Below are 22081 nucleotides of genomic sequence, written 5' to 3' on the forward strand. Positions count from 1 at the left end.
CACAAGGTCCTTAGTGAGTCTGTGGCGTGAGGCGCTCAAGCAGCGCCTCCAGCGTGTTGAACCGTTCTTCCGGGCGCTCCATGGGCACCTGGAACTTGAAGAGGGTGGCCCCTTCGAATTTGTACCGATTGGGCTGGCTCTGGATCATCTTGATCAGAACCAGCGGGTCGACGCAGGTATCGGCGGCGAATTCTACCCGTCCGCCCTGTGGGCCGGCATCTACCTTCACGATCCCGAGCTTTTCTGCCTGCAGTTTCAGCAAAGTCAGACGGATCAGGTTCTTCGCCGGCTCCGGCAGCAGGCCGAAGCGGTCGATCATTTCCACCTGCAGCTCGCGCAGGCCATCTTCGTCGGCGGCGTTGGCGATGCGCTTGTAGAGGATCAGGCGGCCGTGGACGTCCGGCAGGTAATCCTCGGGGATCAGCGCCGGCACGCGCAGGTTGATGTCGGGGCCGCCACCCAGCGGTTGCTCCAGGTTTGGTTGCTCGCCTTTGCGAATGGCCTTCACCGCGCGCTCGAGCATTTCCATGTAGAGGGTGAAGCCCACCGCCTGGATCTGCCCACTCTGGCCGTCGCCAAGCAGTTCGCCGGCGCCGCGGATTTCCAGATCATGGGTGGCCAGCACGAAACCGGCGCCGAGGTCCTGGGCGTTGGCAATGGCTTCCAGGCGTTTTTCGGCGTCCGGGGTCATCTGCTTGCGCGGCGGGGTGAGCAGGTAGGCGTAGGCCTGGTGGTGGCTGCGGCCAACACGCCCGCGCAACTGGTGCAGCTGGGCCAGGCCGAATTTGTCGGCGCGTTCGATGAGGATGGTGTTGGCGCTGGGCACGTCGATGCCGGTTTCGATGATGGTCGAGGCCACCAGCACGTTGAAGCGCTTGTGGTAGAAGTCGCTCATCACCCGCTCCAGATCGCGCTCGTGCATCTGCCCGTGGCCGATGCCGATGCGCGCCTCCGGCACCAGTTCGGCCAGATCGCGGGCGCATTTCTCGATGGTTTTCACTTCGTTGTGCAGGAAGTACACCTGGCCGCCGCGCAGCAGTTCGCGCAGCAGGGCTTCCTTGATTACCGATTTCTGTTCTTCCATGACGAAGGTGCGCACGGAGAGGCGGCGCGCCGGCGGCGTGGCGATGATCGACAGGTCGCGCATGCCGGCCACAGCCATGTTGAGCGTGCGCGGGATCGGCGTGGCGGTGAGGGTGAGGATGTCCACCTCGCTGCGCAGGGCCTTGAGCTGTTCCTTCTGGCGTACGCCGAAACGGTGCTCCTCGTCGATGATCACCAGGCCGAGGTTCTTGAACTTGACGTCGTCCTGCAGCAGCTTGTGGGTGCCGATGACGATGTCGACCTTGCCCTCGGCCAGCTGTGCCACGGCGCCTTCGACTTCCTTGGCGGACTTGAAGCGGCTCATGACCTCGACCGTCACCGGCCAATCGGCGAAGCGGTCGCGGAAGCTGTTGTAGTGCTGCTGGGCGAGGAGGGTGGTCGGCACCAGCACGGCGACCTGCTTGCCGCTATGGACCGCGACGAAGGCCGCGCGCATCGCCACTTCGGTCTTGCCGAAGCCCACGTCGCCGCAGACCAGGCGGTCCATCGGCTTGTCGGCGAGCATGTCGGCGACTACCGCTTCGATGGCGGTCTGCTGGTCCGGGGTTTCCTCGAAGGGGAAGCCGGCGGAGAAGGTGGCGTAGTCGGCCAGCGGGTCCTTGAAGGCATAACCCTTGCGCGCGGCGCGGCGGGCGTAGATGTCCAGCAGTTCGGCGGCGACGTCGCGGACCTGTTCGGCGGCCTTGCGCTTGGCCTTCTGCCAGGTTTCCGAGCCGAGCTTGTGCAGCGGTGCCAGGGCGTCGTCGCTGCCGGTGTAGCGAGCGATCAGGTGCAGGTTGGCCACCGGCACGTAGAGCTTGGCTTCGTCGGCGTATTGCAGGGCGAGGAATTCGGCGTTCTGGCTGTCGATCTCCAGGGTGATCAGGCCCATGTAGCGACCGACGCCGTGATCGATATGCACCACCGGCGCGCCTTCGCGCAGCTCGGTGAGGTTCTTGATGACGTTGTCGCCACCTTCGCGGGTCTTCTCGCGGCGCCGGCGCTGCATGACGCGCTGGCCGAACAGCGGGCTCTCGGCCACCAGGGCGATGCCCGGCTGACTCTTCTCGCCGTCGAGCAGCAGGCCTTCGTCCATCGGTGCGATGGTGATCGCCAGGCGGTCCTTGTGCGCCAGGAAGCCCGGCCAGCCCTCGACTTCCACCGGACGCAGCTTCAGCCGCGCCAGCAGTTCCAGCAGCACTTCGCGGCGGCCGGCGGATTCGGCAGTGAACAGGATGCGCCCATCGAACTGCTCGATGAACTGGCGCAGGCGCGCCAATGGTTCGGTGGCCTTGGCCTCGATGGCCAGCTCCGGCAGCGGCTGCGCAGGGAAGCGCTCGCGGCCGACGCCGGCCTCGAGCGGCTCGGGGCTGACCACCACGCGCGGCCAGTTTTTCAGGCGGGCGAAGCAGTCTTCGACCGGCAGGAATACTTCGGCGGGCGGCAGCAGCGGACGCTCGGGGTCGTAGCGACGGTCCTCGTAGCGGCTGCGCACGTCGGTCCAGAACTGCTCGGCGGCAGTCTCGATGCCGGGCAGGGAGAACACCTGAGTGTCCTGCGGCAGATAGTCGAACAGCGTCGAAGTCTCGCCATCTTCGAAGAACAGCGGGATGTAGTACTCGATGCCGGCAGGTGTCAGGCCGCTGGCCAGGTCCTGGTAGATCGGGCAGCGACGGTAATCGACGTCGAAGCGCTCGCGGAAGCGGCCGCGAAAGCCGGTAACGGCGTCCTTGCGCAGCGGGAACTCGCGGGCCGGCAGCAGGCGGATACTCTCCACCTTGTCGATGGAGCGCTGGGTTTCCGGGTCGAAGGTGCGCAGCGTCTCGATCTCGTCATCGAACAGGTCGATGCGGTAGGGCAGCTCGCTGCCCATCGGGAACAGGTCGATCAGCGCGCCGCGCACGGCGAACTCGCCGTGTTCGTAGACGGTATCCACGCAGCGATAGCCGGCGGCCTCGAAGCGGCTGCGCATCTGCTCGACGTCGAGTTTCTGGCCGACATCCAGGACCAGGCTGCTGCCGAGCAGGAACTTGGCCGGCGCCAGGCGGTGCAGGGCGGTGGTGATGGGCACCACCAGCACACCGCGGCGCAGCTCGGGCAACTGATAAAGGGTGGCGACGCGCTGGGAAATGATGTCCTGGTGCGGCGAGAACACGTCGTAGGGCAGGGTTTCCCAGTCCGGCAGCTGCAGCACTGGCAGGTCCGGCGCAAAGAAGCGCAGCTCCTGCTCCAGGCGCTCGGCGCTCTGGCTGTCGGCAGTCAGCAACAGGGTGAAACGCTTCGCCGGCCCGGCCGCTTCAGCGATGGCCAGGCTCAGGGCGGCTCCGGGGAGGTTGCCCCAGGATTGCTTGCCGGCAGCGGTCGGCAATGTAGGAATGCGCAATACGGACACGGGCAGTCGTGGCTCCGGTCGAGGGATTTGACCGGGGGGATTGTAACTATCCCGATTGACGGATGTCAGTCATACGACCGCTGCGGATTGCCGGCGATTGTTCACGCCGTCATAATGTAGCCCCTTTTTTCTTCTCCTACATGTGGAAGGTATTGCCCGTGACCCAGAAGCCCGACCAGTGTCTCGGTGAGTGGATCGATCGTGAAGCCCTCGCGGAAGCCATGATTCCGCTGATCGGTCAGCTGTACCGTAACAACAACGTGGTGACCTCGATCTACGGCCGTGGCCTGATCAACCGTTCGGTGATCGCGATCCTCAAAGCGCACCGTTTCGCCCGTCACCGCCTGGCCGAAGAAGGCGGGCTGTCGGTTCACGACACTTTCCCGATCCTCAAGGCGATGAGCGAGCTCAAGCTGGGCGCCGCTTCCGTCGACCTGGGCAAGATGGTCGCCAAGTTCAAGACCGAAGGTAACGGCCGCAGCATCGAGCAGTTCACCAAGGACGAGCTCGCCGACGTGGTCGGCAAGCAGAACGGCGGCGCCCGCGAAGGCACCGACGTCGTCCTGTACGGTTTCGGCCGTATCGGTCGCCTGCTGGCCCGTATCCTCATCGAGAAGACCGGTGGCGGCGACGGCCTGCGTCTGCGCGCCATCGTCGTGCGCAAGGGCGCCGAGAACGACCTGGTCAAGCGCGCCAGCCTGCTGCGTCGTGACTCCGTGCATGGTCCGTTCGATGGCACCATCACCATCGATGAAGAAAACAACACCATCACCGCCAACGGCAACCTGATCCAGGTGATCTACTCCAACGACCCGGCGTCGATCGACTACACCCAGTACGGCATCAAGAAAGCCCTGCTGGTCGACAACACCGGCAAGTGGCGTGACGCCGAAGGCCTGGGCCAGCACCTGAAGTGCCCGGGTATCGACCGCGTGATCCTCACCGCTCCGGGCAAGGGCGCGCTGAAGAACGTCGTGCATGGCATCAACCATGGCGACATCACCGCTGACGACAAGATCGTTTCGGCCGCTTCCTGCACCACCAACGCCATCGTGCCGGTGCTCAAGGCTGTGAATGACCAGTACGGCATCATCAACGGTCACGTCGAAACCGTTCACTCGTTCACCAACGACCAGAACCTGATCGACAACTTCCACAAGGGCAGCCGCCGTGGCCGCGCCGCGCCGCTGAACATGGTGATCACCGAGACTGGCGCCGCTACCGCTGCTGCCAAGGCTCTGCCGGTTCTGAAAGGCAAGCTGACCGGCAACGCCATCCGCGTTCCGACGCCGAACGTCTCCATGGCCATCCTCAACCTGAACCTGGAAAAGGCCACCAACCGCGAAGAGATCAACGAGTACCTGCGCCAGATGGCCATGCACTCGGATCTGCAGAAGCAGATCGACTTCGTCTCCTCCCAGGAAGTGGTTTCCACCGACTTCGTCGGTTCCCGCCATGCGGGCGTCGTCGATGCCGAGGCGACCATCGCCAACGACAACCGCGTCGTCCTCTACGTCTGGTACGACAACGAGTTCGGCTACAGCTGCCAGGTTGTCCGCGTGATGGAAGACATGGCTGGTGTAAACCCGCCGGCTTTCCCGTGCTGATTCAGGCGGATTAGGGAAACGGGAGCTCTCGGGCTCCCGTTTTTCGTTAGTGGCACCCCCATAACCATCGATAAAATCTGCCAATTCCCGAACCTGGAAAGACTTCAAATGGATGGACAACATCTGCATGAAGGCGAGCTGAAGCGCGGTCTGAAGAACCGCCATATCCAGCTGATCGCCCTCGGCGGCGCCATCGGTACCGGCCTGTTCCTGGGCTCGGCCGGGGTCCTGCAATCCGCCGGCCCGTCGATGATCCTCGGCTACGCCATCGGTGGCTTCATCGCCTTCCTGATCATGCGCCAGCTGGGCGAGATGATCGTCGAGGAGCCCGTCGCCGGTTCCTTCAGCCACTTCGCGCACAAGTACTGGGGCGGTTTCGCCGGCTTCATGTCCGGCTGGAACTACTGGGTGCTGTACATTCTGGTGGGTATGTCGGAGCTGACCGCGGTCGGCAAGTACATCCAGTTCTGGTGGCCGGACTTCCCGACCTGGGCGACGGCGGCGGTGTTCTTCGTCCTGATCAACGCCATCAACCTGTTCAACGTGAAGGCCTTTGGCGAAACCGAGTTCTGGTTCGCGATCATCAAGGTGGTTGCCATCATCGGCATGATCCTGCTCGGCGTCTGGCTGCTGGCAACCGGCACTGGCGGCCCGCAGGCATCAGTGAGCAACCTGTGGGTGCACGGCGGCTTCTTCCCCAATGGCCTGAAGGGGCTGGTGATGGTCCTGGCGATCATCATGTTCTCCTTCGGTGGTCTGGAGCTGGTGGGCATCACCGCCGCCGAAGCCTCGGAGCCGAAGAAGGTGATCCCCAAGGCGATCAACCAGGTCATCTACCGGATCCTGATCTTCTATATCGGCGCCCTGGCGGTCCTGCTCTCGCTGTACCCCTGGGATGCGCTGCTGCAGAGCATCAGCAGCGCTGGCGACCCCTACAGCGGCAGCCCGTTCGTGAAGGTGTTCTCGCTGATGGGCAGCGACATGGCGGCCAACGTACTGAACTTTGTGGTTCTGACTGCCGCGCTGTCGGTCTACAACAGCTGCGTGTACTGCAACAGCCGCATGCTCTACGGCCTGGCCGAGCAGGGCGATGCCCCGCGCGCGTTCGCCAAGGTCGATGACCGCGGTGTGCCGCTGCTGGCTATCGGCGTCTCGGCGTTCATTACCCTCGCCTGCGTGGTGGTCAACTACGTGATCCCGCACCAGGCGCTGGAGCTGCTGATGTCCCTGGTGGTCGCGGCGCTGGTGATCAACTGGGCGATGATCAGCCTGGCCCACATGAAGTTCCGCAAGGCCATGGTGGCCAAGGGTGTGCAGCCGTTCTTCCGCGCGCTGTGGTACCCCTTCGGCAACTGGCTGTGCCTGGCCTTCGTGGTGTTCATCCTGGGCATCATGCTGCAGATCCCGGGTATCGATGTGTCGGTGTATGCGATCCCGGTGTGGATCGTGCTGATGGGGCTGTGCTACCTGTTCAAGCGCAAGTCCCCGGCCAAGGCCAACGCCTGAACCGGTTGAGAAACGGGAGCTTCGGCTCCCGTTTTCTTTTGGTAATGCACCTTTGCCAGAGCGGAAACAGTGGCTCGGGGTGCTTGCGGTAGAATGCCCGGCGGCGGGCAGATGAGGGACGGCAGGAGGTGCCGAGTGTTGCGTGGAAGCTGGCTGTTGGCGGTGTTGGTGCAGACTGTCCTGGTGGCGGCCCTGGCAGGTTGCGGGGAGTCGGTCGAACGCTTTGGCGGGCCGACCATGGGCAGCAGCTACACGGTGCAGTACGTGACCACGGACAAGGCGCCGGACACTGCGAGGCTCAAGGCCGAGGTCGAGTCGATCCTGGCGAGCCTCGACGAGCAGTTCTCCACCTACCGCGACGACTCCGTGATTTCGCGCTTCAACGCCCGCCCGGCCGGCAGTTGCATGGCCTTGCCGGCGGACATGCTCAAGCTCTGGCGCTACGGCGAGGAGCTTTCACGGCAGAGCGGCGGTGCCTTCGATCTCACCGTCGAGCCGCTGATGAATCTCTGGGGTTTCGGCCCGCAGTCGCGCGGCGAGAAGGTGCCGGATGCCGTTGCGCTGGAGCGGGCAAGGGCCCGCGTCGGTCATCAGCATCTGCAGCTGAAAGGCGAGCAGCTGTGCAAGGACGTTGACGCGCAACTGGACTTCGACAGCATCGTCGCCGGCTACGCGGTGGATCAGGTCAGCGCGCGCCTGGCCGAGCTGGGGTTGACGGATTACCTGGTAGAAATCACCGGCGAGCTCAAGGCCGTGGGCCACAAGCCCGATGGCACGCCCTGGCGCATCGCCCTGGAAGTCCCCAGCGGTGAGCGCGAACGTCAGGTGGAGCGCTCGGTGGCGTTGGACGGCTTCGGGCTGTCCACCTCCGGCAACTACCGCAACTATTTCGAGGAAGGTGGGCAGCGCTATTCGCACACCTTCGATCCGCGCAGTGGCACGCCAATCAAGCATGCGCTGGCGGCGGTCACGGTGGCGGATGCCCAGGCTCTGCATGCCGATGGTCTGTCGACCCTGCTGATGGTGCTGGGGCCGGAGGAGGGCTATACCTTTGCCGAGCGCAACGGGCTGGCGGCCTTCTTCATCGTGCACCAGGGCGAGGGCTTCGTGACCCGCGCGACGACGCGCTTCGAGGCGCTGTTCCCGTCGCCTGAATGAAAGCTTCGGCGGGCATGATGGCGGCCCGCCGGCTGGTCAAGGCATGTAGTGGCGGCAAAATTCGCCTACCTGCCGACCAACCGCTAATGTGCAGCCTTTTGCCGCAGGGCTAAGCTGCGCCAATGATTTCGATCCGCCTCGGCGCATGTGGTGCCGGGGCTTCGCCGGGAGCGCCACGCGGGCGCCCCGGCCTGTTCTGAAGGAGTACGCATGGCTGTCTACAACTACGACGTGGTGATTCTCGGCACGGGCCCGGCAGGCGAGGGGGCAGCGATGAACGCCTCCAAGTACGGGCGCAAGCTGGCGGTGGTGGACAGCCGTCGCGTGGTCGGCGGCAACTGCACGCACCTGGGCACCATCCCGTCCAAGGCGTTGCGTCACTCGGTGAAGCAGATCATCGAGTTCAACACCAACCCGATGTTCCGCCAGATCGGCGAGCCGCGCTGGTTCTCCTTCCCGGACGTACTGAAAAGCGCCGAGCGGGTGATCTCCAAGCAGGTCTCCTCGCGCACCGGCTACTACGCGCGCAACCGCATCGACATGTTCAACGGCACCGCCAGTTTCGTCGACGAGCGTACCGTTGAAGTCGTGACCCCCAGCGGCGCCGTGGAGCGCCTGGTGGCCGACCAGTTCGTCATCGCCACCGGCTCGCGCCCGTATCGCCCGTCGGACATCAACTTCAACCACCCGCGCGTCTACGACAGCGACACCATTCTCTCCCTGAGCCACACCCCGCGCCGCCTGATCATCTACGGAGCCGGCGTGATCGGCTGCGAGTACGCCTCGATCTTCAGCGGCCTGGGCGTGCTGGTGGACCTGATCGACACCCGCGACCAGTTGCTGAGCTTCCTCGACGACGAAATCTCCGATGCGCTGAGCTATCACCTGCGCAACAACAACGTGCTGATCCGTCACAATGAGGATTACGAGCGCGTGGAAGGCCTGGACAACGGGGTGATCCTGCACCTGAAGTCGGGCAAGAAGATCAAGGCCGACGCCCTGCTGTGGTGTAACGGCCGTACCGGCAATACCGACCGCCTGGGCCTCGAGAACATCGGCATCAAGGTCAACAGCCGTGGCCAGATCGAGGTGGACGAGAACTATCGCACCTCGGTGTCGAACATCTACGCCGCCGGCGACGTGATTGGTTGGCCGAGCCTGGCCAGCGCCGCCTACGACCAGGGTCGTTCGGCTGCCGGCAACATCGTCGAGCACGATGGCTGGCGCTTCGTGAACGACGTGCCGACCGGCATCTACACCATTCCGGAGATCAGCTCGATCGGCAAGAACGAGCAGGAGCTGACCGTGGCGAAGATTCCTTATGAGGTGGGCAAGGCCTTCTTCAAGGGCATGGCTCGCGCGCAGATATCCAACGAGCCGGTGGGCATGCTGAAGATCCTGTTCCACCGCGAGACCCTGGAAATCCTCGGTGTGCACTGCTTCGGCGACCAGGCCTCGGAGATCGTCCACATCGGCCAGGCGATCATGAACCAGCCGGGCGAGCTGAACACCCTGAAGTACTTCGTCAACACCACCTTCAACTATCCGACCATGGCCGAAGCCTACCGCGTAGCGGCGTTCGACGGCCTGAACCGGATTTTTTGAGGTACCCCGACCGGCGGCCTGAGCCGGTCGGGGGGAACCTGCTCAGCGATTCCCGATCGTGGCAGTGGCCAAACCGGGAAAGTCTGTAATCAGGCTATCCACGCCAAAATCGGCGAGCCGGCGCATCAGCGCCGGCTCGTTGACCGTCCAGACCGACACATGCAGCCCCTGCTTCTGCGCCTTGAGCAGACGCTCCGGGGTGCACAGCATCCAGTTCAGCGCCAGCAGATGGCAGCCGTAGTGCGCGGCGACCTTCAACGGGTCGAGCCAGGCGTATTCGGCCACCAGCCCGCGTTGCAGGTCCGGCGCCAGCTCGTCCAGCGCGCGCAGCACCGTGCGTGAGCTCGAGGTCACGGTGATCCGGTCGCGCAGGCCGAAACGGCCCACCAACTGGTGGATTGCCTGCACCGTGCGCCCGGCCCGGTCCTTCGAGGCGCTTTTGACTTCCAGCTGCCAGTGCTCGAACTCGCAGCGCTCGAACAGCTCCGCCAGGCGCGGAATTGGGCAGGGGCGTATCCAGCCCGGGCCGCCTTCACGGGCGTCCATGGTCACCAGATCGTCCGCCAGTTGCTCGGACACTTTGCCGCGCCGGCCGGTGGTGCGTTTGAGCGTCGAATCGTGGATCACCATCAGCTCGCCGTCGCGGGACAGGTGCAGATCCAGTTCGCAGCGCTTCACGCCATGTTCCAGGCAGCGCTGGAAGCTGGTCAGGGTATTTTCCGGTGCTTCGCCTTTGGCGCCGCGATGGCCATAGATCAGAGTCACTGGGGCTCCTTGGGAGTCGGTGAAAGGTCCTTGAGATAGTGCGAGCGGTGCTGGCGAACGGCATCGACCACCACCCCGCTCTCGAAATAGACGCTGAATTCGCGGTAGTCCCAGCGCGAGATGGGCGGCTTGCCCACTGCCGGATGCTCCTCGTCCGGCAGGCCGAAGCGCTCCAGCACGGCTTTCTGGCTCTCGCCGCGGGCCGGTAGCGAGATGTGTGGGTCGCCCTGGGCGCCCACGGGAATCTCGATGGTATCGGCCAGCAGTGGCAGCGGGGTGACAAGGCTCAACAGGAGCAGCAGAAGGCGCATGGATTTCCTTTCGTTCATTCTTCGCGGGCCTTGGCCTGCCGGCGTTCCAGTGCCTGGTGCTGGAGGATGTGGCGGGCCAGCAACTGGCGCTGGGCATCGCCGAGCATCTCGAATTCGGTGCCGATCTCGTAGTCGCCCTCAGGCTGCTGCTGGCAATGGGTGACCTTGGCGCGCAACAGAAGGCCCAGGCCGTGGGGGAGCAGGACGATCTTCAGCGCCAGGTACTGGCCGACCAGCAGTGGCTGGGTGTCGCGGAAATTGATGCCGCCTTCGGACAGCGTCACCTTGCGCGCCGGGCCGATCTCGCGGAGCAGGCTCTGGGTCAGCGCCTGGGCGATCAGGTCGATGCGCTTGTTCATCACCTTCAGGTAGCTGGCCAGCGGGCGGTCGCGCTCGTTGATATGGCGCAGCAGGTGCTGCGACTCGAAGTCGGTCAGGTGCAGGTCGCTGAGCAGATTGAACAGCGCGGAATCATCCTGAAGCACTTCTTGCGACTGGATTTCGTCCTCGCGCAGCGGGCGAAATTCCAATGCGAGCGTGTCTTCAATACGATAGTATTCGCGGCGGTCATCCGCGTCTGGAGTGGACATGGCGAACCCACGGCAGCAGTGATGGTCTGAGTGTAAAGCCGCCTGCCTGGCCTCGCCACACGGAAGTCGCACGCCAGATGGATCTGACGCCCGACGCACTCTTCATCTTCTCAATCGGCCCCTCATGTTCAGACCTCTTTCCGTCTACATCGGAACGCGCTACACACGCGCCAAACGCCGCAGCCACTTCGTTTCCTTTATCTCGCTCACCTCCATGATCGGCCTCGCGCTGGGCGTGGTGGTGATGATCGTGGTGCTCTCGGTGATGAACGGCTTCGACCACGAGATGCGCACCCGCGTGCTGGGCATGGTGCCCCACGCCACGGTCGAGTCCTACCAGCCCATCCAGGACTGGCGGGGTATCGCCGGGCAGATCAAGACACAGCACCCCAACGTGCTGGAGGTCGCCCCCTTCATTCAGATGCAGGGCCTGCTCAGCGCTGGTGGCACGGTGCAGAAGGTGCTGATCAACGCCGTGGACCCGAACGAGGAGAGCAAGGTCTCGATCATCGACCAGTTCTTCCAGCAAGGCTCGCTGCAAAGCCTGAAGCCCGGCGAGTTCGGCATCATCATCGGCGACAAGGCGGCGAAGAACCTCGGCGTGAAGCTGGGCGACAAGGTGACCTTCATCGCCCCGGAGGTCTCGGTCACCCCGGCCGGCATGTTCCCGCGCATGAAGCGTTTTACCGTGGTTGGCACCTTCCACGTTGGCGCCGGCGAGCTGGACGGATACGTCGCCATGGTCAACATCGATGACGCCGCACGCATGCGCCGCCTCAAGGAGGGCCAGGTCGAAGGCCTGCGCCTGAAGCTCGACGACTTGTTCCAGGCGCCGCGCACCGCCTGGGAAATCGCCCGCACCCTGAAGGGCAACGACTACTTCGCCCGCGACTGGACCCGCAGCCACGGCAACCTGTACCAGGCGATCCGCATGGAGAAATCCATGATCGGCCTGTTGCTGCTGCTGATCGTCGCGGTTGCCGCGTTCAACATCATTTCCACCCTGGTCATGGTCGTCACCGACAAGAAGGCCGACATCGCCATCCTGCGCACGCTGGGCGCCACGCCGGGCCAGATCATGGCGACCTTCATGGTCCAGGGCACGGTGATCGGCGTGATCGGCACCTTCATCGGCGGCGTGCTTGGCGTGCTAGCGGCGCTCAACGTCAGCTCCGCCATCGCCCTGCTGGAACGCCTGCTGGGCCACAAATTCCTCAACGCGGACGTCTACTTCATCGACTACCTGCCCTCGCAGCTGATGAGCGAGGACGTGGTCCTGGTCTGTAGCGCCGCGCTGATCCTGAGTTTCCTCGCCACCCTGTATCCGGCCTGGCGTGCGGCCCGCACCCAGCCCGCGGAGGCCCTGCGTTATGAGTAAGCCGACCCCCAACGACCAGGCTGTCCTGAGCTGCCGCGATCTTGGCAAACGCTACGAGGAAGGCCCGCAGTCGGTCGAGGTCCTCTCCGACGTGCAACTGGAGCTGCTGCCCGGCGAGCGCGTCGCCATCATCGGTAGCTCCGGTTCGGGCAAGAGCACCCTGTTGAACATGCTCGGTGGCCTCGACACGCCCAGCACCGGCAGTGTCTGGCTGGCCGGCGAGCAGTTGTCGGCGCTCAACGAGAAGCAGCGCGGCCTGCTGCGCAACCGCGCACTGGGCTTCGTCTACCAGTTCCACCACCTGCTTCCGGAGTTCACCGCCCTGGAGAACGTCTGCATGCCGCTGCTGATCGGCAAGACGCCGATCCCAGAGGCGCGTCAGCGTGCCACGGCGTTGCTGGAGCGTGTTGGCCTGGGCCATCGCCTGAGCCACAAACCGTCCGAGCTTTCCGGCGGTGAGCGCCAACGCGTGGCCATTGCCCGCGCCCTGGTGAACACGCCGAAACTGGTGCTGCTCGACGAACCCACCGGCAACCTCGACCAGCACACTGCCCATGGTATCCAGGAACTGATGCTTGAACTGTCGCAGTCCCTGCGCACCGCCTTCCTGGTCGTGACCCACGACACTTACCTTGCCCAGCAGATGGACCGTGTGCTGCGCCTGGAGGAGGGTCGGCTGGTCGCCGCCTGAGGGATACCGGAATGTTCAGACCCCTATCCATCTTCATCGGCACCCGCTACACGCGGGCCAAGCGACGCAACCACTACATCTCGTTCATCTCCCTGACCTCGATGATCGGCCTCGCCCTGGGCGTGCTGGCCATGATCGTGGTGCTCTCGGTGATGAACGGCTTCCAGAAGGAAATGCGCTCGCGCATCCTCGGCATGGTCCCGCACGCCGTGCTGCAACAGACCAGCGGTCCGCTGGATAATTGGCAGCATGTCGCCGAGGTGGCGAAGCAGAACCCCAAGATCGTCGGCGCGGTGCCCTACACCGAAGTCGACGGCATGCTCTCCTACAAGGGCATGATGCAGCCCATCGAGGTCGACGGCGTCGATCCGGCGCTGGAAACCCAGGTGTCGATCATCGGCCAGCACATGGTTCGCGGCAGCCTCGACGACCTCAAGGCCACCGAGTTCGGCGTGGTCATCGGCGAGATCACCGCGCGGCGCTTCCACGTCAACGTCGGTGACAGCCTGCTGCTGATCGTCCCCGAACCCAGCACCGCGCCCGGCGGTATCACCCCGCGCATGCAGCGCCTGAATGTGGTCGGTATCTTCAAGGTAGGCGCCGAGCTGGACAGCTCCCTGGCACTGATCCACGTTGACGACGCGGCGAGCCTGCTGCGCTGGCAGCCTGGCCAGGTGCAGAGCGTACGCATTGCCCTGAAAGACCTGTTCCAGGCGCCGGAAGTCGGCGCGGCCATCGCCAAACAACTGGGCGAAGGTTATCGCTCGGTGGACTGGACCCACACCCAGGGCAGCCTGTTCAGCGCGATGAAGATGGAAAAGACCATGATCGGCCTGCTGCTGTTGCTGATCGTCGCGGTTGCCGCCTTCAACATCATTGCCACGCTGATCATGGTGGTGGCCGACAAGCGCGCGGACATCGCCATCCTGCGCACACTGGGCGCCACGCCGAAGCAGATCATGGCGATCTTCATGGTGCAGGGCACGGTGATCGGCCTGATCGGCACCGTCATCGGCTGCGTACTGGGCGTGCTGGCGGCGTACAACGTCACCGCCATCGTCTCGACCCTGGAGCGCGTGGCCGGTACTCACGTGTTCAACTCGGACATCTACTTCATCAATTACCTGCCGTCGGACCCGCAGATCAGCGATATCGTGCTGATCTGCGTCGCGGCGCTGTCGATGAGCTTCCTCGCCACGCTGTACCCAGCCTGGCGCGCGGCCTCGACCCAGCCGGCGGAATCGCTGCGTTACGAGTGATTCATCCGTCCGCAAAAAAGCCGCCCTTCGGGGCGGCTTTTTTGTACCTGCTATCGACGCTGGGGATTGGCGTAGGAGCGGACTTTGTCCGCGATTGGCTGGCCGCGCTCTCTGATTGGCCGGAGCGGCGTTGAAACGATCGCGGACGAAGTCCGCTCCTACGTTTGAACCATCAAATTCCGTTCTGCAGGTTGCGCAGCGCCCGGCGGCGACGCCAACTGCGGCCGATCCACCAGCGCCAGTAACCCTCGGTGGCCAGGTAGCCGAGGATGCCCACCAGGATGCCGCAGATCACTGACCCCAGCAGGAACGGTTGCCACAGCGCTGCCAGCTCGCTGCTGATCCACTCCCAGGTCAGGTGGTCGGGCAGGACGCGCGCCGGGATGCCCATGACCCAGGCGCCCATCTTGTAGGTGCAGTAGAACACCGGTGGCATGGTGATCGGGTTGGTCAGCCAGACCAGCCCGACCGAGATCGGCAGGTTGGCCCGTACCCACACCGCCAGCGAGGCGGCCAGCAGCATTTGCAGTGGGATCGGGATGAAGGCGGCGAACAGCCCCATGCCCATGGCGCGGGACACGGAGCGGCGATTCAGGTGCCAGAGGTTGGGCGACTGGATCAGCGGTCCGAGAAAGCGCAGGCCCTTGTGGTGCCTGATGCTCTCCGGATCCGGCATGTAGCGCTTGAAGATTCGGCGCGGCATGGAGGAAATCTCTGGCAGACGGACGACGGCCCATTATGCCTAGCTAGGTGGCAGTCATTCGTTGCCAACTATGTCCGTGTGTAACCGCCGCTTGCCAATCGGATCGGCGGTTGCGCCGGAGTCAGGGAGTCGCTCCGTTGCCTCGTACAGGGATGTTCGCGCTGGCCCTGGGATTGCTCGCGCTGCGCTGGATGCCGGCGCTTCCACCCGGCTGGGTTCTGCTGCTGCTCGCGCTGCTTGCGTTACCTCTGTTGTTCACCCGTGGTTACTTCGTCGGCCTGTTCCTGCTCGGTTTCGCCTGGGCCTGCCAGTCGGCGCAGTGGGCGCTGGAGGAGCGTTTGGCGCCGGATCTGGACGGCCGCACGCTATGGCTTGAGGGCAGGGTGGAGGGCTTGCCGGATCGCTCCGGAGCCTCGGTGCGCTTCGTGCTCGCTGATGCCTCCAGCCCTCGCGCGAAGGTTCCCGCCACGCTACGTCTGTCCTGGTTCGGCGGGCCGCCGGTGGAGGGCGGCGAGCGCTGGCGGCTGGCAGTGAAGCTCAAGCGCCCTCATGGCATGGTCAATGGCGCAGGCTTCGATTACGAGGCCTGGCTCACCGCCCAGCGTATCGGCGCCACCGGCAGTGTTAAGGACGGGCAACGCCTGGAGGCTTCCAGCGGCCCGCGTGCTTGGCGCGAAGCCTGGCGGCAGCGCTTGCTGGCGGTAGATGCACACGGTCGTTCCGGGGCTTTGGCGGCCCTGGTGCTGGGCGATGCTTCCGGGCTGACCACGGCGGACTGGCAGGTCCTGCAGGACACCGGAACCCTGCACCTGATGGTGATCTCCGGCTCGCACATCTCGCTGCTGGCCGGCTTGCTCTATGCGCTGGTTGCCGGGCTGGCGCGCTTCGGTTGCTGGCCGGTGCGCCTGCCCTGGTTGCCCTGTGCCTGCGGGCTGGCCGCCATCGGCGCCTGGGCCTACAGCCTGATGGCGGGATTCGAGGTGCCGTTGCAGCGCGCGTGCGTCATGGTCTCCATCGTCCTTTTCTGGCGTCTGCGCTACCGCCATCGCGGCCTGTGGACGCCTCTGCTGGGCGCCTTGCTGGCGGTGCTGCTGGCCGAGCCGCTGGTGGTGCTGTTGCCGGGCTTCTGGCTGTCCTATGCGTCGGTGGCGTTGCTGATCTTCGGCTTCTCGGGGCGGCTGGGGCGCTGGAGCGCCTGGCGCACCTGGCTGCGCGCGCAATGGCTGATGGCGGTCGGGCTGCTGCCAGCGTCCATCGCCCTGGGCCTGCCGCTGAGCGTTTCCGGCGTGGTCGCCAACCTGATCGCGGTACCTTGGGTGGAGTTGGTCGTGGTGCCGTTGGCCCTGCTGGGGAGTCTGGCGCTTGGCATTCCCTGGCTGGGCGAATCCCTGCTCTGGGTGTCGGGTGGTCTTCTGGAATTGCTGTTCCGCCTGCTGGGCTGGATGGCCGAGCTGGCACCCGCCTGGCAGCCGGTAGCCGCGCCGACCTGGGCGGTGGCGCTGGCGATGCTGGGGACGCTCCTGCTGCTTGCGCCGGCCGGCGTGCCATTGCGTTCGCTGGGGCTGGCGATGTTCCTGCCGGTGTTCTGGCCGACAGTCTCGCTGCCCGCGCCGGGCATGGCCGAGATCCGCGTGCTGGATGTGGGGCAGGGGCTGTCGGTGCTGATCCGTACGCGCAGTCAGGTCTGGCTCTACGACACCGGGGCGCGCAATGGCGATTTCGACATCGGCGAGCGCGTGGTCGTGCCGACGCTGCGGAGCCTGGGCATCGGTCATCTGGATATGCTGGTGCTCAGTCACGCGGACAACGACCATGCCGGCGGCGCCTTGGCGGTGAAGCGCTCGCTGCGGCCGGCGCAGGTCGTCAGTGGTGAACCGGAGCGCCTCCCGAGGGAGTTGCAGGCGCACCCCTGTCGAGTCGAGGGCTGGGCTATCGACGGTGTTCGCCTCAGCAGTTGGACCTGGGCGGGCGCCAAGGAAAGCAATGACCGCTCCTGCGCGCTGGAAATCGAAGCCAACGGCGAGCGCATCCTGCTCACCGGCGACCTGCCGCAACCCGCCGAACTGGCGTGGCTCGCGGCGCATCCCGGCGAGCATATCGACTGGTTGCTGGCCGGGCACCATGGCAGTCGCAGCTCCTCCGGGCCGGCGTTCCTGCGGGCAATCGGGCCGTCGACGGCGATCATCTCCCGCGGCGCCAACAACCCTTACGGCCATCCGCACCCGTCGGTCGTCGAGCGCTTCCGCGCGCTGGGCATGCGGATTCAGGATACGGCGGAGCAGGGCGCGCTGACCCTGACGCTCGGTGCCCATGGCGAGCTCCGGGGAGTGCGGGAAGGCGCACATTTCTGGCAGGAAAATTGAGACCGGGGCGGTCGGCTCGCCATGGCCCCTGTGCTAGAGTGGCGCCACTTTTTTTCAGGGGATTCACCACTGTGTGGGAACTGGTCAAAGCTGGCGGCTGGATGATGCTGCCGATCTTGCTGAGCTCCGTCGCTGCCATGGCGATCGTCGCCGAACGTCTCTGGACACTGCGCTTGAGCCGTGTGGCGCCGCCGCAACTGCTCGGTCAGGTGTGGAAGCAGATCAAGGACAAGAAGATGAACAGCCAGGCCCTCAAGGACCTGCGCGCGTCGTCTCCGCTGGGTGAAATCCTCGCCGCCGGTCTGGCCAACTCCAAGCACGGCCGCGAGATCATGAAGGAGTGCATCGAGGAGGCTGCGTCCCGCGTCATCCATGAGCTGGAGCGCTACCTCAATGCCCTGGGCACCATCGCCGCCATGGCCCCGCTGCTTGGCTTGCTGGGCACCGTGTTCGGCATGATCCAGATATTCAGCGCCTTCATGGGCGACGGCATGGCCAACGCGCCGATGCTCGCCGGCGGTATCTCCAAGGCCCTGATCACCACCGCGGCCGGCCTGATCGTGGCGATCCCGGCGGTGTTCTTCCACCGCTACCTGCTGCGCCGCGTCGATGAGCTGGTCATCGCCATGGAGCAGGAAGCCATCAAGCTGGTGGAAGTGACCCAGGGTGACCGCGAAGTCGACTTCGTCGAGGAAGGCAAAGCGTGAAATTCCGCCGTAGAGCGGGCGGAGCGGCCCGCGAGGACGTCTTCATCAACCTGGCGTCGCTGATCGACGTGATCTTCGTGCTGCTGCTGTTCTTCGTGGTTGCCACCTCGTTCACCAAGCCTTCGCAGCTCAAGGTCGAACTGCCCGAAGCAGTCAGCGGCACGCCGCCTGAAGCCACCGAGATCAAGCAGCTGGAAATCTCCATCAGCCTCGAAGGTCACTACGCGCTCAACGGCCAGAGCCTGGCGCGCGACGACCTGGAAAACCTGATGAACGCCATGCAGCGCGAATCCGCCGGCGACAACAGCCTGCCGGTGGTGATTACCGCCGACGGCAAGGTGGACTACCAGTCCGTGGTCACCGCGATGGATGCCGCCGGCAAGCTGGGCTTCACCCACCTGCGCATCACCACCATCGAGTCCCGGGCGGACAAGAAGACCCCCTGATGGCCTTCTCCGACCGCCTGCTCGACGCCTGGTACAAGGGCCACCCGGCCCTTGTTCTCCTCAGGCCGCTCGAACGGCTCTACCGGCGCGTCGCCCAAGGCCGCCGGCAGGATTTCCTCTCCGGCGCCAAGCCGGCCTACCGCGCTCCCGTGCCGATCATCGTGGTCGGCAACATCACAGTGGGTGGTACCGGCAAAACGCCGATGATCCTCTGGCTGATCGAGCACTGCCGCGCCCGTGGGCTGAAGGTTGGCGTGGTCAGTCGCGGCTACGGCGCCAAGCCGCCACAGACGCCCTGGCGCGTACGCGCCGAGCAGTCGGCGGCGGAGGCGGGCGACGAGCCGCTGATGATCGTGCGCCGCAGCGGCGTGCCGCTGATGATCGACCCGGACCGCTCCAGCGCCGTGCGTGCGCTGCTGGCCGAGGAGCCGTTGGACCTGATCCTCTGTGACGACGGCCTGCAACACTACCGTCTGGCACGTGACCTGGAGCTGGTGCTGATCGACGCCGCCCGTGGCCTGGGCAACGGGCGCTGCCTGCCCGCCGGGCCGCTGCGCGAACCCGCTGAGCGACTGGCCGAAGTCGACGCCGTGCTGCACAACGGCGCGCCGTCCGATCCGCCAGGCGCCTTCTCCTTCGTCCTGCGACCTTCTGCCCTGGTCAACCTGGCCAGCGGCGAGCGCCGTGGCGTCGAGCATTTCCCCGCAGGGCAAGCACTGCATGCCCTGGCCGGGATCGGTAATCCGCAGCGTTTCTTCAAGACGCTCGAGGCGCTAAACTGGCGGCCGATTCCGCATCCCTTCCCCGACCATGCGGCCTATACCGCCGAGCAGCTGCGCTTCACGCCGGAACTGCCGCTGGTCATGACCGAGAAGGACGCGGTGAAATGCCGGTCCTTCGCCGCGCCCGATTGGTGGTACCTCGCCGTCGAAGCGCAGCCGTCGCCGGCCTTCGTCGCCTGGTTCGACGTTCAGCTCGAGCGCCTGCTCGCCCGCTGATCCGCCGTCGCCCGCATTCAAACTGTTCGCTGTTTATGCTCAAGGAACGCACCCATGGACCCGAAACTCCTCGATATCCTCGCCTGTCCGCTGTGCAAGGGCCCGCTCAAGCTCACCGATGACAAGTCCGAGCTGATCTGCAAGACCGATGGCCTGGCCTACCCGGTGCGCGACGGCATCCCGGTGATGCTCGAAGGCGAGGCGCGCACCCTGAACGTCGACGAGCGTCTGGACAAGTAACGCCATGACCCAGGCCTACACCGTCGTCATTCCCGCCCGCTACGCCTCCACGCGCCTGCCCGGCAAGCCGCTGCAGGACATCGCCGGCAAGCCGATGATCCAGCACGTCTGGGCGCAGGCCGGTAAGAGTTCGGCCACCCAGGTGGTGGTTGCCACCGATGACCAGCGCATCTTCGATGCCTGCCTGGGCTTCGGCGCGCAGGTCGTGCTGACCCGCGCCGACCACAACTCCGGCACCGACCGCCTGGCGGAAGTCGCCGACGCGCTGGGCCTGGCTGATGACGCCATCGTGGTCAACGTGCAGGGTGACGAGCCGCTGGTACCGCCGTCGATCATCGATCAGGTGGCCGCCAACCTGGCGGCGCATCCGGAAGCGGGCATTGCCACTCTGTGCGAGGAAATTCACGAACCGGCCGCGCTGTTCAACCCGAACATCGTCAAGGTGGTGAGCGACAAGAACGGCCTGGCGCTGACCTTCAGCCGCGCCACGCTGCCCTGGGCGCGCGACGCCTTCGCGGTGAACCGCGAAAGCCTGCCGGCCAACGTACCGTATCGCCGCCACATCGGCATCTACGCCTACCGTGCACGCTTCCTGCGTGATTTCGTGGCCTGGGGCCCGTGCTGGCTGGAGGATACCGAGTGCCTGGAGCAGTTGCGCGCGCTCTGGCATGGCGTGCGCATCCACGTGGCTGACGCCCTGGAGGCGCCGCAGGCCGGCGTTGATACCGCGGAAGACCTGGAGCGCGTGCGGCGCATCCTGGGGGCCTGATGAAGGTCCTGTTCGTTTGCCTGGGCAACATCTGCCGCTCGCCCACCGCCGAGGGTGTATTCCGCCACAAGGTCCGCGAAGCGGGCCTGGAGCAGCGGGTCGAAATTGACTCGGCCGGTACCGGTGACTGGCATGTTGGCAAGGCGCCGGACGCGCGCACCCGCGCCGCCGCGCTGCGCCGTGGCTATGACCTGTCGGACCTGCGGGCACGGCAGGTCAGCGTCGCCGACTTCTCCCGCTATGACCTGGTCCTGGCCATGGACAGCGCCAACCTGCGCGACCTGAAACACCTGCGAGGCAGCATCGGCAAGGCGGAGCTGGACCTGTTCCTGCGCCGCTACGAGCTGGAAATCGACGAAGTCCCCGATCCGTATTACGGCGGCGAGGACGGGTTCGAGCAGGTGTTGGACTTGATCGAAAAGGCTTGCGACGGCCTGCTGACGGAAGTGAAGGGGCGCCTGTGACGCTGCAACTGCAAGAGCATGTTTCCCTCAAGCCCTACAACACCTTCGGTGTCGAGGTCGCGGCGCGCTGGTTCGGCCAGGCTCACGACGATGCCGAGGTGCGTGCGGGTATCGCCGGCGCCGCTGAAAAGGGGCTGCCGCTGATGGTGATCGGTGGCGGCAGCAACCTGCTGCTGACCCGAGACGTCGAGGCGCTGGTGATGCGCATGGCCTCCCGTGGCGTCCGCGTCCTCAGTGACGATGGCGAGCGCGTGGTGGTGGAGGCGGAAGCTGGCGAAGTGTGGGATGACTTCGTGCGCTGGACCCTGTCCCAGGGCTTTGGCGGGCTGGAAAACCTCAGCCTGATTCCCGGTACCGTGGGCGCTGCGCCGATGCAGAACATCGGCGCGTATGGCGTCGAGATCAAGGATGTATTCGCCGGCCTGACCGCGCTGGACCGCGAGAGCGGGGAGCTGCACGAGTTCGGTCTGGAAGACTGCGCCTTTGCCTACCGTGAAAGTCGCTTCAAGCGTGAGCCGGGCCGCTGGCTGATCCTGCGGGTGCGTTTTGCGCTGAGTCGCGCAGCGGAGCTGCATCTGGGCTACGGCCCGGTGCGCCAGCGTCTGGCGGAGGAGGGCGTGACCGCGCCGACCCCGACCGATGTTTCGCGGGTAATCTGCGCGATCCGCCGTGAGAAGCTCCCTGACCCGGCGCTGTTGGGTAATGCCGGCAGTTTCTTCAAGAACCCGGTGGTGTCCGCCGATCAGGCCGACGCTCTGCATCAGCGCTACAGCGATCTGGTGGCCTATCCGCAAGGCGATGGCCAGATGAAGCTGGCTGCTGGCTGGCTGATTGACAAGGCAGGCTGGAAGGGCTTTCGCGACGGGGCAGCTGGTGTGCATGCCCAACAGGCGCTGGTCCTGGTCAATTACGGAGGTGCCACGGGGGTGCAATTGCACACGTTGGCCACGCGCATTCGTGACGATATCCAGCAGCGCTTTGGCGTGGAGTTGGAGATGGAGCCGAATCTCTACTGAGATTGCTTCGGATGCGAAGAAGGGGATGCC

The 22081-nt window shown here is 65.1% G+C and carries 19 protein-coding genes and 1 pseudogene; 15 read left to right on the forward strand and 5 right to left on the reverse strand.

The features are described from left to right. Positions 1-10 precede the first annotated feature (10 nt). On the reverse strand, positions 11-3475 hold the full coding sequence (mfd, locus tag CTR55_RS11000) for a transcription-repair coupling factor (RefSeq protein ID WP_296286071.1): 3465 nt from the start codon (positions 3473-3475) through the stop codon (positions 11-13). Between the two features lie 140 nt (positions 3476-3615). Between mfd and CTR55_RS11005 the strand changes: the two genes are divergently transcribed. The 4 genes and pseudogenes from CTR55_RS11005 to sthA all read left to right on the forward strand — a co-directional run bounded on the left by CTR55_RS11005 (position 3616) and on the right by sthA (position 9351). Further along, on the forward strand, positions 3616-5082 hold the full coding sequence (locus CTR55_RS11005) for a glyceraldehyde-3-phosphate dehydrogenase (protein ID WP_296286073.1): 1467 nt from the start codon (positions 3616-3618) through the stop codon (positions 5080-5082). A 108-nt stretch (positions 5083-5190) separates the two neighbouring features. Continuing rightward, positions 5191-6549, forward strand: a pseudogene (locus tag CTR55_RS11010) (amino acid permease); the annotation flags it as partial. Between the two features lie 174 nt (positions 6550-6723). Beyond that, positions 6724-7746, forward strand: a complete 1023-nt coding sequence (locus CTR55_RS11015) for an FAD:protein FMN transferase (protein WP_296286074.1) — start codon at positions 6724-6726, stop codon at positions 7744-7746. A 210-nt stretch (positions 7747-7956) separates the two neighbouring features. Beyond that, positions 7957-9351: a Si-specific NAD(P)(+) transhydrogenase gene (gene sthA / locus CTR55_RS11020; protein ID WP_296286075.1), complete on the forward strand. Its 1395-nt coding sequence runs from the start codon at positions 7957-7959 to the stop codon at positions 9349-9351. Between the two features lie 42 nt (positions 9352-9393). On the opposite strand, the gene CTR55_RS11025 is transcribed toward sthA, so the two are convergent. From CTR55_RS11025 to CTR55_RS11035, 3 genes are read right to left on the reverse strand one after another with little or no spacing between them, the layout of a single operon-like run. Then, a complete protein-coding gene (locus CTR55_RS11025; protein ID WP_296286077.1) occupies positions 9394-10116 on the reverse strand; it encodes a glycerophosphodiester phosphodiesterase in 723 nt (240 codons plus the stop codon). Continuing rightward, the gene (locus tag CTR55_RS11030; protein ID WP_296286079.1) at positions 10113-10427 is read right to left on the reverse strand and encodes a phosphodiesterase; all 315 of its coding nucleotides are present in this window, start codon (positions 10425-10427) and stop codon (positions 10113-10115) included. Before CTR55_RS11030 ends, CTR55_RS11025 begins: the two co-directional genes overlap by 4 nt. Positions 10428-10441: 14 nt before the next feature. Beyond that, positions 10442-11017 (reverse strand): PilZ domain-containing protein, encoded by a 576-nt coding sequence (locus CTR55_RS11035; protein ID WP_296286081.1) that lies wholly within the window; start codon positions 11015-11017, stop codon positions 10442-10444. 124 nt (positions 11018-11141) lie between these two features. Between CTR55_RS11035 and CTR55_RS11040 the strand changes: the two genes are divergently transcribed. From CTR55_RS11040 to CTR55_RS11050, 3 genes are read left to right on the forward strand one after another with little or no spacing between them, the layout of a single operon-like run. Beyond that, on the forward strand, positions 11142-12395 hold the full coding sequence (locus CTR55_RS11040; protein WP_296286083.1) for a lipoprotein-releasing ABC transporter permease subunit: 1254 nt from the start codon (positions 11142-11144) through the stop codon (positions 12393-12395). Then, positions 12388-13086: a lipoprotein-releasing ABC transporter ATP-binding protein LolD gene (gene lolD, locus CTR55_RS11045; RefSeq protein WP_296286084.1), complete on the forward strand. Its 699-nt coding sequence runs from the start codon at positions 12388-12390 to the stop codon at positions 13084-13086. The genes CTR55_RS11040 and lolD overlap by 8 nt, the downstream gene beginning before the upstream one ends. 11 nt (positions 13087-13097) lie before the next feature. Further along, entirely contained in the window at positions 13098-14345 is a 1248-nt protein-coding gene (locus CTR55_RS11050) for a lipoprotein-releasing ABC transporter permease subunit (protein WP_296286086.1), read from the forward strand. A gap of 172 nt (positions 14346-14517) precedes the next feature. On the opposite strand, the gene CTR55_RS11055 is transcribed toward CTR55_RS11050, so the two are convergent. Beyond that, on the reverse strand, positions 14518-15048 hold the full coding sequence (locus CTR55_RS11055) for a DUF2062 domain-containing protein (RefSeq protein WP_296286088.1): 531 nt from the start codon (positions 15046-15048) through the stop codon (positions 14518-14520). Positions 15049-15200: 152 nt separating this feature from the next. On the opposite strand from CTR55_RS11055, the gene CTR55_RS11060 reads away from it, so the two are divergent. From CTR55_RS11060 to murB, 8 genes are all read left to right on the forward strand, one after another. Next, complete coding sequence (locus CTR55_RS11060; protein WP_296286517.1) at positions 15201-17411, forward strand: DNA internalization-related competence protein ComEC/Rec2; 2211 nt, start codon at positions 15201-15203, stop codon at positions 17409-17411. Positions 17412-17482: 71 nt separating this feature from the next. Continuing rightward, positions 17483-18118 carry a MotA/TolQ/ExbB proton channel family protein gene (locus CTR55_RS11065; RefSeq protein WP_017519262.1) on the forward strand — a complete coding sequence of 212 codons (636 nt, stop codon included), beginning with the start codon at positions 17483-17485 and terminating at the stop codon, positions 18116-18118. Next, a complete protein-coding gene (locus tag CTR55_RS11070; RefSeq protein WP_045211644.1) occupies positions 18115-18564 on the forward strand; it encodes a biopolymer transporter ExbD in 450 nt (149 codons plus the stop codon). Before CTR55_RS11065 ends, CTR55_RS11070 begins: the two co-directional genes overlap by 4 nt. Next, positions 18564-19562 (forward strand): tetraacyldisaccharide 4'-kinase, encoded by a 999-nt coding sequence (gene lpxK / locus CTR55_RS11075; RefSeq protein ID WP_296286090.1) that lies wholly within the window; start codon positions 18564-18566, stop codon positions 19560-19562. Before CTR55_RS11070 ends, lpxK begins: the two co-directional genes overlap by 1 nt. A gap of 54 nt (positions 19563-19616) precedes the next feature. Further along, a complete protein-coding gene (locus tag CTR55_RS11080; protein WP_081519465.1) occupies positions 19617-19802 on the forward strand; it encodes a Trm112 family protein in 186 nt (61 codons plus the stop codon). 4 nt (positions 19803-19806) lie between these two features. Then, positions 19807-20571 (forward strand): 3-deoxy-manno-octulosonate cytidylyltransferase, encoded by a 765-nt coding sequence (kdsB, locus tag CTR55_RS11085; RefSeq protein ID WP_296286092.1) that lies wholly within the window; start codon positions 19807-19809, stop codon positions 20569-20571. Beyond that, complete coding sequence (locus CTR55_RS11090; RefSeq protein WP_296286093.1) at positions 20571-21035, forward strand: low molecular weight protein-tyrosine-phosphatase; 465 nt, start codon at positions 20571-20573, stop codon at positions 21033-21035. Before kdsB ends, CTR55_RS11090 begins: the two co-directional genes overlap by 1 nt. Next, complete coding sequence (gene murB, locus CTR55_RS11095; protein WP_296286094.1) at positions 21032-22051, forward strand: UDP-N-acetylmuramate dehydrogenase; 1020 nt, start codon at positions 21032-21034, stop codon at positions 22049-22051. Before CTR55_RS11090 ends, murB begins: the two co-directional genes overlap by 4 nt. The last annotated feature ends 30 nt before the right edge of the window (positions 22052-22081 follow it).

It is taken from the genome of Pseudomonas sp. (assembly GCF_002796985.1).
In the GTDB taxonomy this organism is placed as follows: Bacteria; Pseudomonadota; Gammaproteobacteria; order Pseudomonadales; family Pseudomonadaceae; genus Pseudomonas.